Source organism: Amycolatopsis sp. NPDC104819, assembly GCF_055583145.1.
Genome location: NZ_JBVJON010000020.1, coordinates 105,218 through 119,026 on the forward strand (window position 1 = coordinate 105,218; position 13,809 = coordinate 119,026).

16 protein-coding genes are annotated in these 13,809 nt (G+C 72.2%); 8 read left to right on the forward strand and 8 right to left on the reverse strand.

Annotation, left to right across the window (positions count from 1 at the left end; all coding sequences use genetic code 11):
• Positions 1 to 524 precede the first annotated feature (524 nt).
• From ACZ63E_RS42550 to ACZ63E_RS42570, 5 genes are all read left to right on the forward strand, one after another.
• Entirely contained in the window at positions 525 to 1,244 is a 720-nt protein-coding gene (locus tag ACZ63E_RS42550; RefSeq protein WP_465310407.1) for a lysophospholipid acyltransferase family protein, read from the forward strand.
• Complete coding sequence (locus ACZ63E_RS42555; RefSeq protein ID WP_465342004.1) at positions 1,244 to 2,260, forward strand: NAD(P)H-dependent glycerol-3-phosphate dehydrogenase; 1,017 nt, start codon at positions 1,244 to 1,246, stop codon at positions 2,258 to 2,260. Before ACZ63E_RS42550 ends, ACZ63E_RS42555 begins: the two co-directional genes overlap by 1 nt.
• 193 nt (positions 2,261 to 2,453) lie before the next feature.
• Positions 2,454 to 2,933 carry a cysteine dioxygenase gene (locus tag ACZ63E_RS42560; protein ID WP_465310409.1) on the forward strand — a complete coding sequence of 160 codons (480 nt, stop codon included), beginning with the start codon at positions 2,454 to 2,456 and terminating at the stop codon, positions 2,931 to 2,933.
• A gap of 57 nt (positions 2,934 to 2,990) precedes the next feature.
• A complete protein-coding gene (locus ACZ63E_RS42565; protein WP_465310410.1) occupies positions 2,991 to 3,293 on the forward strand; it encodes a PadR family transcriptional regulator in 303 nt (100 codons plus the stop codon).
• Positions 3,286 to 3,711, forward strand: coding sequence for a hypothetical protein (locus tag ACZ63E_RS42570; RefSeq protein ID WP_465342005.1), 426 nt, complete (start codon positions 3,286 to 3,288; stop codon positions 3,709 to 3,711). The genes ACZ63E_RS42565 and ACZ63E_RS42570 overlap by 8 nt, the downstream gene beginning before the upstream one ends.
• A gap of 6 nt (positions 3,712 to 3,717) precedes the next feature.
• Here ACZ63E_RS42570 and ACZ63E_RS42575 read toward each other — a convergent pair whose 3' ends face one another.
• The 6 genes from ACZ63E_RS42575 to ACZ63E_RS42600 are packed head-to-tail and all read right to left on the reverse strand — an operon-like array spanning position 3,718 to position 8,510.
• Entirely contained in the window at positions 3,718 to 4,698 is a 981-nt protein-coding gene (locus ACZ63E_RS42575) for an asparaginase (RefSeq protein ID WP_465342006.1), read from the reverse strand.
• Positions 4,699 to 4,707: 9 nt separating this feature from the next.
• Positions 4,708 to 5,532: a class I SAM-dependent methyltransferase gene (locus ACZ63E_RS42580; protein ID WP_465342007.1), complete on the reverse strand. Its 825-nt coding sequence runs from the start codon at positions 5,530 to 5,532 to the stop codon at positions 4,708 to 4,710.
• Entirely contained in the window at positions 5,529 to 5,909 is a 381-nt protein-coding gene (locus tag ACZ63E_RS42585; protein ID WP_465342008.1) for a VOC family protein, read from the reverse strand. The genes ACZ63E_RS42580 and ACZ63E_RS42585 overlap by 4 nt, the downstream gene beginning before the upstream one ends.
• Positions 5,910 to 5,963: 54 nt before the next feature.
• Positions 5,964 to 6,704 (reverse strand): FAD:protein FMN transferase, encoded by a 741-nt coding sequence (locus tag ACZ63E_RS42590; RefSeq protein WP_465342009.1) that lies wholly within the window; start codon positions 6,702 to 6,704, stop codon positions 5,964 to 5,966.
• Positions 6,701 to 7,153, reverse strand: a complete 453-nt coding sequence (locus tag ACZ63E_RS42595) for an FMN-binding protein (protein WP_465342010.1) — start codon at positions 7,151 to 7,153, stop codon at positions 6,701 to 6,703. Before ACZ63E_RS42595 ends, ACZ63E_RS42590 begins: the two co-directional genes overlap by 4 nt.
• Before the next feature lie 10 nt (positions 7,154 to 7,163).
• Positions 7,164 to 8,510 carry a ferredoxin reductase family protein gene (locus tag ACZ63E_RS42600; protein ID WP_465342015.1) on the reverse strand — a complete coding sequence of 449 codons (1,347 nt, stop codon included), beginning with the start codon at positions 8,508 to 8,510 and terminating at the stop codon, positions 7,164 to 7,166.
• Between the two features lie 147 nt (positions 8,511 to 8,657).
• Between ACZ63E_RS42600 and ACZ63E_RS42605 the strand changes: the two genes are divergently transcribed.
• The gene (locus ACZ63E_RS42605; protein WP_465310729.1) at positions 8,658 to 9,374 is read left to right on the forward strand and encodes a response regulator transcription factor; all 717 of its coding nucleotides are present in this window, start codon (positions 8,658 to 8,660) and stop codon (positions 9,372 to 9,374) included.
• Entirely contained in the window at positions 9,371 to 10,792 is a 1,422-nt protein-coding gene (locus tag ACZ63E_RS42610) for a sensor histidine kinase (protein WP_465342011.1), read from the forward strand. Before ACZ63E_RS42605 ends, ACZ63E_RS42610 begins: the two co-directional genes overlap by 4 nt.
• Here the strand turns inward: ACZ63E_RS42610 and ACZ63E_RS42615 are convergent.
• Positions 10,770 to 11,372, reverse strand: a complete 603-nt coding sequence (locus ACZ63E_RS42615; RefSeq protein ID WP_465342012.1) for a dihydrofolate reductase family protein — start codon at positions 11,370 to 11,372, stop codon at positions 10,770 to 10,772. The genes ACZ63E_RS42610 and ACZ63E_RS42615 overlap by 23 nt on opposite strands.
• 67 nt (positions 11,373 to 11,439) lie before the next feature.
• Positions 11,440 to 12,084, reverse strand: coding sequence for a pyridoxamine 5'-phosphate oxidase family protein (locus tag ACZ63E_RS42620; protein WP_465310419.1), 645 nt, complete (start codon positions 12,082 to 12,084; stop codon positions 11,440 to 11,442).
• 80 nt (positions 12,085 to 12,164) lie between these two features.
• On the opposite strand from ACZ63E_RS42620, the gene pdxR reads away from it, so the two are divergent.
• The gene (pdxR, locus tag ACZ63E_RS42625) at positions 12,165 to 13,535 is read left to right on the forward strand and encodes a MocR-like pyridoxine biosynthesis transcription factor PdxR (RefSeq protein ID WP_465342013.1); all 1,371 of its coding nucleotides are present in this window, start codon (positions 12,165 to 12,167) and stop codon (positions 13,533 to 13,535) included.
• Positions 13,536 to 13,809 lie beyond the last annotated feature (274 nt).

Genomic DNA, 13,809 nt, shown 5'->3' on the forward strand with positions numbered 1-13,809 from the left:
GGCTGATGGCTGGTGGGACCGCAGGTGGAGGCGCGGAACTCAGCCTGCTCGCCGGGTCTCGAGTGTCGCGAATGACCCATTCGGGACGTGAGACGTCCCCAATGACTCATTCGCGACGGTGCGCCTTGGGTGATCGTGCAGGAATCGGCTGGCTGGTCCCGTGGAAGCCTCTGCCTGCTCGCCGGGCCTCGGGTGTCGCGAATGACCCATTCGGGACGCGGGACGTCTCCAATGACTCATTCGCGACGGTGCGCCTTGGGTGATCGTGCAGGAACCGGCTGGCTGGTCCCGTGGAAGCCTCTGCCTGCTCGCCGGGTCTCGGGTGTCGCGAATGACCCATTCGGGGCGCGGGACGTCCCCAATGACCCATTCGCGACAACCCACTCCCCGCCGATCGCACCGGAACCAACCACGCACCCGGCGTCACCCCGAAAAGCCCCCTCGGCCTGCGCGGAACAGGCTGAACCCACCCTCCCTGGACTGCGCCGACCCCGGCGCGGCAGGATCTGACGCAGACGTGTGACGTGGAGGAGGAGATCGTGGCCCGGCGTGAGAAGGGCGGCTTCTGGGTGGGGTTGGCCGCCGCTGTGTTCTACCCGCTCACCGGCATTGCGCGGCGGGTCTACGTCGGCGATGAGAAGGTGCCGCGGCAGGGGCCCGCGCTGCTCGTCCTGAACCACATCTCGCACCTCGATCCCGTTGTCGACGCCGTCTTCGTGCACCGGGCGAAGCGGGTTCCGCGCTTCCTCGGCAAGGAAAGCCTCACCCGGACCCCCGTCTTCGGGAAGGTCTTCGTCGGCTCCGGGCAGATCCCCGTTTCGCGCGGCTCGGCCGCCGCCGGGGACAGTCTCAAGGCCGCGCACCAGGCCCTTCAAGACGGCAAGGTCGTCGTCATCTACCCCGAGGGCACCATCACCAAGGACCCGGCCGGCTGGCCGAAGGAGTCCTTCACCGGCGCCGCCCGGCTCGCGCTGCAGAACGACGTTCCCGTGATCCCCATCGCGCGCTGGGGCACCAGTGAGCTCTTCAACGGCTACACCAAGAAGTTCAAGCCCTTCCCGCGCAAGACCATCACTCACCGCGTCGGCGACCCGCTCGACCTGTCGGCCTACCGCGAGGGCAGCGTCCGCAGCGCGTCGAAGCTGCGTGAGGTCACCAAGGTCATGATGGACGAGGTGACCCGGCTGCTCGGCGAGGTCCGGCACGAAGAACCGCCGTCGGCGAAGCCGGGGGACCCCGCCTGATGCGCGCCGACGTCCAGCGGGTCACCGTGCTCGGCGCCGGTTCCTGGGGCACCGCCTTCGCGAAGGTCCTCGGCGACGCCGGCCGTGACGTCACGATGTGGGCGCGCCGCGAGGAGGTCGCCGAGGACGTCCGCGAGCGGCACGTCAACAGCGCCTATCTGCCCGGCACCGTGCTGCCGGAGAACATCACCGCCACCAGCGATCCGACGAAGGCCCTCGATGGTGCCCAGGCCGTCGTGTTCGGGGTGCCCAGCCAAAGCCTGCGGGCGAACCTCTCGGAGTGGCGCCCCCTGCTGCCGCCGGACGCGATCCTCGTCAGCCTCGCCAAGGGGGTCGAGCTCGGCACGCTCAAGCGGATGAGCGAGGTCATCGGCGAAATCGTCGGGATCGACGCCGACCAGGTCGTCGTCGTCACCGGGCCGAACCTCTCCAAGGAGATCGCCGCCGGGCAGCCGGCCGCGGCGGTGCTCGCGTGCGCCGACCACGAGCGCGCCGTCGCGATCCAGCGGGCCTGCGCCAACTCCTACTTCCGGCCCTACACCAACACCGACGTCGTCGGCTGCGAGCTCGGCGGGGCGTGCAAGAACGTCATCGCGCTCAGCACCGGCATGGCCGCGGGCCTCGGCCTCGGCACCAACACGATGGCGACGCTGATCACGCGCGGCCTGGCCGAGATGGCCCGGCTCGGCGCGAAGCTGGGCGCCGACCCGCTGACGTTCGCCGGGCTCGCCGGGGTCGGCGACCTGGTGGCGACGTGCTCGTCGCCGCTTTCGCGCAACCGGACCTTCGGTGAGCGCCTCGGCCGCGGCGAGACGCTGGAGCAGGCCCAGGCGGCCACCGGCGGGCAGGTCGCGGAGGGCGTGATGTCGTGCTCGTCGATCCGGGCGCTCGCGCTGAGCCTCGGTGTCGACATGCCGATCACCGACGCGATGCACCGCGTCTGCCACGAAGGGGTCGACCCGCGGCGGGCCGGCGCGGAGCTGCTGGGGCGCTCGCAGAAGCACGAGTGGTCCTGACCTTCTTCCCGGTTGCTGAGAGGTCTTGACCGGTTCCGGGGTGGCTGCCAACCTGGTCGTATGTTCGCGCACGGGATGACTGAGCTGCGGGGTCGCCACGACCTCTGCGCCGTCGTGTGCGCGTGTCGCTGTTGTCGCTGACCGACCGCACGACCCAGTTCGACACCCCTTTTCTGCTTCCGTGAGGACCCTCATGTTCGCCGTTCCCGACAACACCCTGCTGCGTCCCGAGAACCCCGCGCTGCGCCACCCGGTGCGCGTCGCGCTGGAGGTCGCCGCCGACCGCGAGCGCTGGAAGCACCTCCTGCGCTACGACCCCGACGAGCGGTTCGCGACGCTCGTCACGAAGGACGAGCGGCAGGAGGTGTGGCTGATGAGCTGGCTGCCGGGCCAGCACACCGACCTGCACGACCACGCGTTCGCCAGCGGCGCGTTCACGGTGGTCAGCGGCCGCCTGACCGAGGCGGTCGCCCGCCGCGCCCCGGGCGGCCGCGCGGTCACCGAGCTGCACGCGCTCGCGGCGGGCCAGTCCCGGGTGTTCGGGCCGGGGTACGTGCACGAGGTCCGCAACGACGGCCCGGACCCGGCGGTCTCGGTGCACGTCTACCGCGACGCGGAGCGCGAGATGCGCTCGTACCACCTCGACCCCCTGGGCGGCCCGGTCCTCGACTGACCCAGCTCAGTCCTACCTAGGTAGACTTACCAGAGCTACCTAGGTAGGATAAGAGTCGTGCGCAAAACACGGGCTCTCGCCGACGTCGCGGTCGCGTTCCTGGCGGACCCGCACGGACGCCACTGGGGGTATTCCCTCGGCAAGGCCTCCGGGGTCCCGTCCGGGGTGCTGTACCCGATGCTGTCCCGGTTCCTGGCCGAGGGCCTGGTGACGGACGGGTGGGAGGACCCCGCCGCCATCACCGGGAAACGCCCGCCGCGCCGCTACTACGAACTGACAGACAAGGGCCGGTCCGAGCTCGCCGCGGCGGCCCGAGCCGTCGAACAGCGCGACCTCCGGGTGGGGTGGGCCCGTGGTTGAGCTGCTGGAACACGCTGCTTCGTGGGAGACGCTCCTGGTGGCGCTCGTGATCTACGGGTTCGCCCCGGGATTCGTCCTGCGGCTCGCGGTGAAGCTCTATCCGAAGGACGACCCGCGGCGTCGGGAACTGGTCGCCGAAATGTACGCGGTGAAGCCGATCTGGCGTCCGTTCTGGGTGGCTGACGTGCTCGGCGCCGCCTTCCTCGAAGGGCCGCCCAGCCGGGTTCACCAGATCCGGGTCCGGAACCGGGAGAGGGGAAAGGCGCCGAACGGTTCCCCGGCCCGGTCCGTCCGGACTCCCGACTACGCGGGGCGCGGTTCCGCCCGCCCGCCGGTGGTCACCGCCGAGGACTGGAAGAAGTACGAGAAGCGGTGGGTGATGGAGTCCGCAAAAACCGAACGTCCGCCGCCGCACTGACCGGGCTCAGTCGAGGTCGCCGCGCAGGCGGAACTCGCGGTTGATCGTCTCCCGGTCCGCGCCGCCCGCCAGCAGGGTGTGGAGCAGGATCCGCGCCTTCCGCGCGTCGAGCCAGCCTGCCATCGTCGCGCCCATCGTGATCAGACTCGACTCCGAGCCGTGGAAGCCGTACGTCGAGCGCAGCGTCGGGCCCGCGCCCGTTCGTGAGGCGACCACCACCGGCAGCGAAGCCACCAGCCGCTCGACCACGTCGGCAGTGCCCGCCGACACGTGCCCGGCGCCGGTCGCCGCCAGCACCACACCGCGCACTCCCGGCTGGGACGCCGTGAACTCCAGCACCGCGCCGGAGTCGTCGAGCCCGGCCTCCACCACCGGGACCAGGCCGTCGAACTGGTCGCCGGTCAGGACCGGCGGCCGTGGCGGGGATGGGTGGAAATAGTGCACCGCGTGCTCGACGACCATGCCGAGCGGGCCCGCCGGCGCCGACGAGAACGCGTCCAGGTGGCTCGAATGCGCCTTCCGCACCCAGCGCGCCGCGTGCACGTCGTCGTTCAGCGTCACCAACGCGCCACGCCCGCGGCTGCGCGGGTCGGCCGCCACCGTCAGGGCGTTGCGCAGGTTGGCCGGGCCGTCCGGGCTGAGCAGGCCCGCGTGGCGCATCGCGCCGGTGACCACCACCGGGATCTCCGACGGCCAGCGCAGGTCGAGGAAGTACGCCGTCTCCTCGAGCGTGTCCGTGCCCTGAACCACGACGAACCCGTCCGCCCCCTGCTGCAGCCCCCAGTCGACGCACCGCAGCAGCGTCGCGAAGTCCAGCGACGCGCTGCCGACGCCCGCCAGGGTCTCGGCCAGCACGTCCACCGGCAGGTCGCCGAGGCCGCCGAGGAGGTCGGCCGCGCCGAGGCGGGGGACCGCGCCGCCCGCTTCGCCGGTGTCCGGGGCCATCGAAATGGTGCCGCCCAGCGTGGCGACCGCGATCAAGGGCATGCCGCCACCTTAGGCAGCCTTGACCGCCTCGAGCGTGTAGCTCGCGGCCACGCGCGACGGCTGGTCCTTCAGCCGCCACTCGTTGCCGGTCTCGTCGGCCTCCATCTGGCCGGGGATCGCGTTCCACGGCACGCTGTCGTGCTCGGTGAACGCCGTCAGCGTCAGGCCCTGGTCCAGCAGCGCCGTGATGATCTCGCCCAGCGAGTGGTTCCACGAGTGGCTGACGCTGTGGGTCAGCGGCCGTTCGGTCTCGACGTAGGACTCCGGTTCGTCGAACACCAGCGGTTCGGCGTGCTCGAAGTACGGGTACCGCGGCCACGCCGGGTCGGCCGTCTCGTCGAGCGTCCACAGCATCGGATGTCCTTCGCGGACGAACAGCCGCCCGCCCGGGCGCAGCAGGCCCGCGACCACCTCGGCCCAGCGAGCCGCCGACGGCAGCCAGCACAGCGCGCCGACCCCGGTGTAGACCAGGTCGAACTCGCCCGCTCCCAGCACCGAGACGGCGTCGTAGACGTTCGCCTCGTGGAAGTCGATCTCCGCGCCCGCCGCCTTCGCCAGCCGCGCCGCTTCGGTCAGCGCCGGGCCCGAGAAGTCCAAACCGGACATCCGCGCGCCCAGCCGGGCGAGCGACACCGTGTCCGTGCCGATGTGGCACTGCAGGTGCACCCCGCGCAGGCCGCCGATGTCGCCCAGGCGCGGCCGGTCGAAGCGCACCACGGGACTGAGGAACGCCGGATCCGCGGTGAGCTCGGCGAACCAGTAGTCCGGCGACGCCGCGTGGAGCACCGCGCGCTCGTCCCAGTTCGCCTTGTTGACCGCGAACGAGTCCGTCACGACGTCGCCGCGCGCTCGGCCGCGCTGCGCAGCACGCAGAACTCGTTGCCCTCCGGGTCGGCGAGCACGGCCCAGCCGGTGCCGTCGGGGTTGCGCCGGTCGTGCACCAGCGTGGCGCCCAGGCCGATCAGCCGGTCGACCTCCTCGTCGCGCGGGTCGTCCGGCCGCAGGCACAGGTGGAGCCGGTTCTTCACCGTCTTCGGCTCGGGCACACGCAGGAACAGCAGGTCGATCCCGCCTTCGAGCTCGATGCCGACCTCGTCGTCACCGGGGGAGTCGATGTCCGGGATGGGTTTCCCGGTGACCTGGCTCCAGAACTGGCAGAGCGTGTAGGGATCGGCGCAGTCGACGGACACGTGCAACACGGCGGAAGGCATGCCCCGAGTCTGGCCGAGCGCCCGCGCGGAGGCGACCGGTTTTGGGCGACGCCGTCAGGAAGCCAGGGCGAGTCCCGCGGTCCGGTGCACGCGCCGGCTGTCGTCGACGATGAGGATCTCGCAGTCCGGCCGGTCGGCCGCCCACGTGATGCCCTCGGCGCCCATCGCGAACGCCGCGGTGGCCAGCGCGTCGGCGGTGACCAGGTCCCCGGCCACGACCGTGACGCTCATCAGCCCGGTCGCGGGGGCGCCCGAGCGGCCGTCGAGGATGTGCGAGCCGCGCTCGTAGGCGGCCGACGTCGCGATTGCGCCGTTGCGCGACTCCAGCACCGCGCACACGGCGAGGGGCTGCTCGGGGTGGCGCACGCCGACCCGCCACGGGCGGCCGCGTTCCGGCTCGCCCGCGGTGACGACGTCGCCGCCGGCGTTGAGGCAGAACGTCGTCGCGCCCTCGGCCTTGAGCAGGTCGGCGGCGCGCTGCACCGCCCAGCCCTTCACCACCGCGCACGGGTCGAGGCCGCGGCCGGGCAGCCGCGCGCGGAACGCGCCGCCGGAGAGCTGCTCGTAGTACGCGCAGAGCTCCAGCACCTCCAGGAGGTCGTCGCTCAGCTCGGCCGCCGTCAGCTCGCCGCGGTCGTAGCGGCTGACCTCGCTGTCCTCCTTGAACGGGGAGAACCGCGCGTCGACGTCGCGGAACCAGGCGAAGACCTCGTCCACGACCTCGCTGAAGTCCTCTTCGTCCCGCAGGTCGAGCGAGATCGGCAGGCCCATCACCTGGTCGACGCGCGTGGTCATCTGCTGCCTCTCGCGTCGATGGCGGCCTGCAGCGACGTCTTGTACGACTCGCTGGTCTCGGTCGCACCCGTGATCGTGTCGATGTCCGCCCCCTGCGCCTGGATCGCCTCGTCCTGCAGGCGCGGCAGGGCGGTGAGCGCCCGGCCGCTGTCCGGCGCCTGCAGCAGGGTGATCGCGACGAGCCGGGAACCGGTGAACGTCACCTGGACCTGCACGGTGCCGTAGCTGCTGGACTCCGGGGTGCCCTGGGTCGTGACCGTCGCGTTTGCACTGTCCGGAGTGGACGTCGTGGTGCCGGTCGACGGCGGAGGGGCCGATGTGGACGGTGCGCTGACGCTCGGCGGCGGCGCCTGCGCGACAGCGGTGCTGCGCAACGGTTCCGGCTCGAACCGCCAGACCGCGATGAACCCCGCGATCGAGAGCGCGACGACGAAGATGGTCTTCTTCACAGCAATCCCCCTAGGCCGCGAGGCTGAAACGTTCGGCGTGGACCTGACGGTTCGGCACCCGCAGCTCCCGGAGGCTGCGCAGCACGGCCGAGGTCATCCCGGGCGGGCCGCAGACGAACACGTCGCGCTCGTGCACGTCCGGCACCATCATGTGCAGGTTCGCCGGGCCGAGCATCGTGCCGCGGGGGCCGACCGCCTGGTCGGGTCCGGTGAGGACGCTCACCATCGCGCCGCGGGCCTTGGCCAGCGCGTTCAGCTCGGGCAGCAGCACCGCGTCGGCCTGGGTGCGCACCCGGTACAGCACGACGACGTGGCCTTCGATGTCCTCCAGCAGCGCGCGGATCGGCGTGATGCCGACCCCGCCGGCCACGAGCAGCGCGTCGGGCCGCTGCTGGTGGATCGTCGTGAAAGCGCCGTACGGGCCTTCGGCGAACACCCGCGTCCCGACCCGCAGGGAGCGCAGCGACGCGCTGGAGTCGCCGAGCGCCTTCGCGGTCAGGCGCAGCGTGCGGCCGTCGGGCGCGGCGGACAGCGAGAAGGGGTTGGCCTGCCACCAGCGGTCCTTCGTGAGGAACCGCCAGAGGAAGAACTGGCCCGCCTTGGCCGGCATCTTGTCCAGGTGCTTCCCGGTCATGTACACCGAAACGACGTCGGGGGCTTCGGAAACCACCGCGGTGACTCGCAGCTGGTGGCGCACGTTCCGCCACAGCGGCAGCACGACGCGCCCGGCGAGCACCGCGGCGCCGGCGCCGAGCCAGAGCGCCCACCAGTACGTCTTCGCGGCGGGGGAGCTGGTGAAGGTCTGGCCGAGCGCGACCTGGTGGCTGAACGCCAGGAACACGGCGGCGTAGGTGTAGAGGTGGACGAAGTGCCAGGTTTCGTAGGCCATCCGCTTGCGCGCGAACTTCGCCGAAGCCGCGCCGACGATGAGGATCACGGCGAAGGCGACCAGTGCCCGCAGGATCCCCTCGAGCCGGTTGGCCATCTCCACGAGCTCGTCGACGACGCCGCTGCTCTCGACCTCCGCGTAGCCGAAGGTGATGAACACCAGGTGCGCCAGCAGGGTCCACAGGATCGTGAAGCCGGTCCAGCGGTGCCACGAGGTGAGCCGGTCCATCCCGAGCCGCCGGTCCAGCCAGGGCAGCCGGGCCACGAGCAGCAGCTGGAACGCCATGGCCAGTGCGCCGTACAGCCCGGCCAGCCTGCCGATCGTGATCAGCACGTTGTCCGAGAGCCCGGCCTCGGTGAAGAGGACCGTGACGGCGGCCACGTTGGCGCCCAGGAAAAGGAAGAGGCCGGATTTCGCGGCGATCCGGGGGCGGATCGCCGGGCGCGTGGCCTCGGCGGTCTGCGTCATGCTGGTCACACGGATCCCCCTTCGGTTCGGTTCACGAAGGCCAGCCTCGCCAGGCAGCCTGTGGCGAGTCTGGGTACCGGCTGTCGGATTCCTGTCGGCCCCGGCCACCGGTCGCCGGGGACTCGGCCGCCGGGAGAAGATGGGGTGGTGCAGCCGACCGAACCCGTGCGCCTGCTCGTCGTCGACGACGAGCCGCACATCGCCGACCTCGTCGCCACCGTCGCCCGGTACGAGGGCTGGCAGGCGGTCACGGCCGGGTCCGGCAAGGCCGCGCTGAGCCGGGCCGCGGAGTTCGCGCCGGACATCGTCGTGCTCGACCTGATGCTGCCCGACCTGGACGGCTTCACGGTGCTCGACCGGCTCCGGGAGAACGGCACCGCGGTGCCGGTGGTGTTCCTGACGGCCAAGGACGCGACGGCCGACCGGATCGCCGGGCTCACCCGCGGGGGTGACGACTACCTGGTGAAACCGTTTTCCGTCGAGGAGCTGATGGCGCGGCTGCGCGCGGTCCTGCGGCGCAGCACCGGGGCCGCGCACCAGCCCGCCGCGCGCGGCGCGGTGCTGAAGGTCGGGGACCTGACGCTCGACGAGGACACCCGCGAGGTCCGCCGCGGCGAGCAGCCGCCCGCCGAGCTGACCCCGACGGAGTACGAGCTGCTGCGCTACCTCATGCGCCGCTCGCCGTCGGTGCTCACCAAGGCGCAGATCCTCGACCACGTCTGGGAGTACGACTTCGGCGGCCGGTCCAATGTGGTCGAACTGGTCATCTCGCACCTGCGCCGCAAGGTCGACGCGGGCGCGGGTGAGCCGCTGATCCACACCGTGCGCGGCGTCGGGTACGTCGTGCGCCAGGTCAACCGGTGAAGGCGTTCTTCCGCCGGTGGTACGGGGCCTGGCGGCGCACCCGGCTCGGCACCCGCATCACGCTCGGCCTCGGCGCGCTCGCCCTGGTGGTGTTCGCCGTCGTCGGCGTCACCACGGTCGGGATCATGCACGGCTACCTCGACCGGCGGCTCGACGAGCAGCTGTCCAAGAGCCAGAACACCCAGGTGCCGCTGCTGCGCGAGACGCACGGCTCCCCGCAGTCGGTCTACTCCTGGTACTCCGCGCTCTACCACGTGCGGGACGGCGTCGCGACGCCCGAGCCGGGCGGCAAGCTGCCCAAGGACACCAAGCAGCTGGCGAAGATCGCCGTCGACGCGCTCGGCGGCGACGTCACCCGCACCATCTACCTGCACGACGACGGCCCGTACCGGGTGCGCGCCTGCCCGGTCGACACCGATTCGGTGCTGCTGAGCGCCGCGCCGCAGCAGGACCTGAACGGGACCGTGCAGCAGCTGATCTGGGTCGAGGTCGGCGCGTTCGCGTTCGCGCTGGCCGTGCTGCTGGTCGTCGGCCGGCTGGTGCTGCGCCGCGGCCTGCGCCCGCTGGCCGACATGGCGGGCACCGCGCACGACATCGCCTCCCACGACCTCACCGCGAACCCCGACCTGCCGGTGCGCGCGGCCGGCACCGGCGGCGGCGCGGAGGTCGACGAGCTGCGCACGGCTTTCAACGTGATGCTCGCGCACATCGACACGTCCCTGGCGGCGAAGACCGAGGCGAACGAGCGGCTGCGCCGGTTCGTCGCCGACGCGTCTCACGAGCTGCGCACCCCGCTGACGTCGATCCGCGGGTACGCCGACCTCTTCCGCTACGCCGCGGCGAACGAACCCGAGGAGCGGGAAGCGCACCTGGCGAAGATCCGCGAGGAGACGGCGCGGATGACCGTGCTCGTCGACGACCTCCTGCTGCTGGCCCGGCTCGACGCGCGGGCCGCCGAAACGCCGTTGCGGCCCGGGCGCGTCGACCTGGCCGAGCTGGCCGGCGACGCGGCGGACGCGTTCACCGCGGGCCGGCCCGGCCACCCGCTGACGACGTCGGCCGAAGCCGCGGTGGTCGACGCCGACCCGGTGCGGCTGCGGCAGGTGCTCGACAACCTGCTGGCCAACGCGGCGGTGCACACTCCGCCCGGCACCGCCGTGCACCTCTCGGTGACGGCGTCGGGCTCCGAAGCCGTCGTCCGGGTGACCGACGCCGGGCCGGGCATCGGCCCGGCCGACCAGGAGCGGATCTTCGACCGCTTCTTCCGCGTCGACGACTCCCGCACCCGCGGGAACGGCGGGACGGGACTGGGCCTGTCGGTGGTCCAGTCCTTGGTCACCGCCCACGGCGGCACGGTGTCGGTCGATTCTGCGCCGGGCCGCACGGTGTTCACGGTCAGGCTTCCGCTCGCCCGCTGACCCGGTCGTAGTAGGCGATGATGACGCCCTTCGTGGTCGTGACGCTGCGGGTGAGCGTGAACTCGGTGACCGGCCCGGCATCGGGGAACAGGCGCGCGCCGCCGCCGAGGGCCAGCGGGTGGATCAGCAGCGCGTAGTGGTCGACCAGCCCGGCGTTGTGCAGGGCGCGCACCAGCGACGCGCTCCCGACGACCGACAGGTCGTTGCCGGGCGTGGCCTTCAGCTCGGCCACGGTCCGGGTCGCGTTTCCCTTCAGCAGCACGGAGTTCTGCCACGCCCCGGCGTCGTCGAGGGTGGTGGAGGCGACGTACTTGGTGGCGGCGTCCAGGTGCGTGGTGAACGGGTTGCCGTCGGTCCGCCCGGCCCACGCGCCGAGGAAGTCCTGCCAGGTGCGGCGGCCGAAGAGCATGTCGCCGGGCTTGGCCATGCCGGCCGCCATCTCCGCTACCAGGACGTCGTCCTGGTAGCGGCTGCCCCAGCCGCCGTGGGTGAAGCCGCCGCGGGTGTCCTCGTCGGGGCGGCCGAGGCTCTGCACGACCCCGTCGAGGGTGACGTTCATGGTGACGCCGAGCGCGCGCATCGGGTGTCCTTTCGTCCGTCGGTCACCGCTCATACGAACGGCGGCCCCGCGCTTCGACAGGGACGCCTCAGCCGCGTTCGGCGACGTGCCGCGGGGTCGTCCAGCCGGGGGAGAGGTCGGTGGACGGTTCGGGCTCGCCGAAGACCGTGCGGACCGGCAGCACCCCGGCCCACGCGGCGTCCGCGCCGACGTCGTCCGGCTCGTCGTCGGGGCCCTCGGCACGCAGCTTCACCGACGCTTCGGCGAGGTCGAGGGACAGGACGCTGACCGCCGCGAACTCCTTGGCGTTGACGTCGCGCGCGTGCTCCCACGAGCCCGGCGCGAGGTGGTCGGTGAGGACCTTGAGGCCGTGCATCTTCGCCTCCGCGTCGACGACCGGCTGGGCCTTCCCGAAGATCACCGCGCTGCGGTAGTTCATCGAGTGGTTGTTCACCGAGCGCGCGTAGACGATGCCGTCGAGCAGCGTCACGGTGACGCAGACGTCGAGGTCGCCGGCGGCGCTGCGGAGGCTGGACGCGCCGGTCGAGCCGTGCAGGTAGAGCGTGTCGCCGTCGCGGCCGTAGCCGGTCGGGAGGACCAGCGGCACGCCGTCGCGGACGACGCCGAGGTGGCAGATCAGGCCCTCGTCCAGGACTTCGTACAGCGTTTCGCGGTCGGTCGCCGCGCGGTTCTTCTTGCGGCCGAGCGTCGTGCGGGGCGTGGTGGAGAGCATGCGACCAGCGTCTCGCGGCTCAGTGGCATCGGAAAACGTCCACTTCTCGTACACTTGGGAAGTCCACTTGAGGAGGTCCCGTGTCCCACGCCGACACCGCGCTCCCGGTCAGCCTCGACCGCTCGGCCGTCACGCCGCTCGCCGTCCAGCTCGCCGACGCGCTGCGCGAGGCCGCCGCGTCCGGGCACCTGCGCGGCGGCGACCGGCTGCCCTCGACCCGGGCGCTGGCCAGCCGGCTCAACGTCAGCCGCACGGTGACGTCGGCGGCGTACGAGCAGCTCCACGCGGAGGGCTGGATCGCCGGGCGGCACGGCTCCGGCACGTACGTGACGACGCCGCCTTCGGTGTCCTCGGCCGAGGTGCCGACCCCTGCCGTCCCGACGCCCGAAGCCGAGACGCCCTCACTGCTCGACCTGGGCCCCGGCACGCCGTGGGCGGACGGGCTGGACCGCGCGGCGTGGCGTCGCGCCTGGCGCGCCGCGGCCGACCCGGACCCGCTCATCCGCGCGCACCGCGCCGGGCTGCCGGAGTACCGCGCAGCGGTGTCGGAGCACCTGCTGCGCCACCGCGGTCTCGCCGCCGGTTCGGTGCTCGCCACGGGCGGGACGACGGCCGCCGTGGTCGAGCTGGCCGCGGCGGTGCTGGAGCGCGGGGACCTCGTCGCCGTCGAGGAGCCCGGGTACCAGCGTGCGGTGCAGGCGTTCCTGCGGGCGGGCATGCGGGTGGTCGGGGTGCCGGTGGATCTCGAAGGGTTGCGCCCGGAAGCGATCCCGGCGGGCGCGCGGGCGGTGTACTGCTCGCCGGCGCACCAGTACCCGATGGGCAGCCGGCTGAGCGCGGCGCGGCGGGTTTCGCTGGTCGAGCTGGCGCGGGCGTCGTCGATGCTGGTGATCGAGGACGACTACGACGGCGAGCTGCGCTTCGACGTCGCGCCGCTGCCGATGCTGGCCGCGTTGGCGCCCGACGTCGTGGCGCATCTCGGGACGACGTCGAAGATCCTGACGCCGACGCTGGGCGCGGGCTGGATGGTGGCGCCGGAGGCGATCACGTCGGCGGTGCTGGCCTACCGCGACCTGACCGGAACGCGGCCGTCCCCGGCGGGGCAACGGGTGCTGTACGAGTTCGCCCGGAATGGGGATCTGGGCCGTCACCTGCGCAAACTGCGTCGCGAGATGGCGGAGCGGCGGACGTTGCTGGCGGGTGCCTTGGCGGCGGCTCATGTTCCGGTCCGCGGTGACGACGCGGGGGCGCACCTGGTGGTGCCGTTCGCGTCGGCCGAGGTGGAGACGTCGGTGATCGCCGCTGCCGAGCGGAGGGGCATCCGGTTGGACGGGCTGGCCCGGCACTTCGCGGGGACGCCGACGGCGCACGGGGTGGCGATCGGGTACGCGGGTTGTGCGCGGGACGCGTTGGTGGCGGCGTTGCCGACGTTGGTGTCGCTGCTGCGGTGATCTCGTGCGCTGTTGTCCACAGCCCGGTCGTGATGTGGACAACTTGGCTTCGGGAACCGGCTTTCGCGGCTTGGTGTCGGTCCTCGCCGATACGCTGGGTCAGGCGGGGGCCCCCAGGGAGGGCGGGCCCTGGCCGGGCGATGGCGCCGGTGCGGTGGCCGCTCAACTGAGGTTAATGAGCAAGGCCGGGCAGTTAGGTTGGGGTGAGTCGTGTCAAGAGGCTGGTGGCGGCGTTGGTGACGGTGACGTCGATGGTGGCTGTGAGACAGGCGCG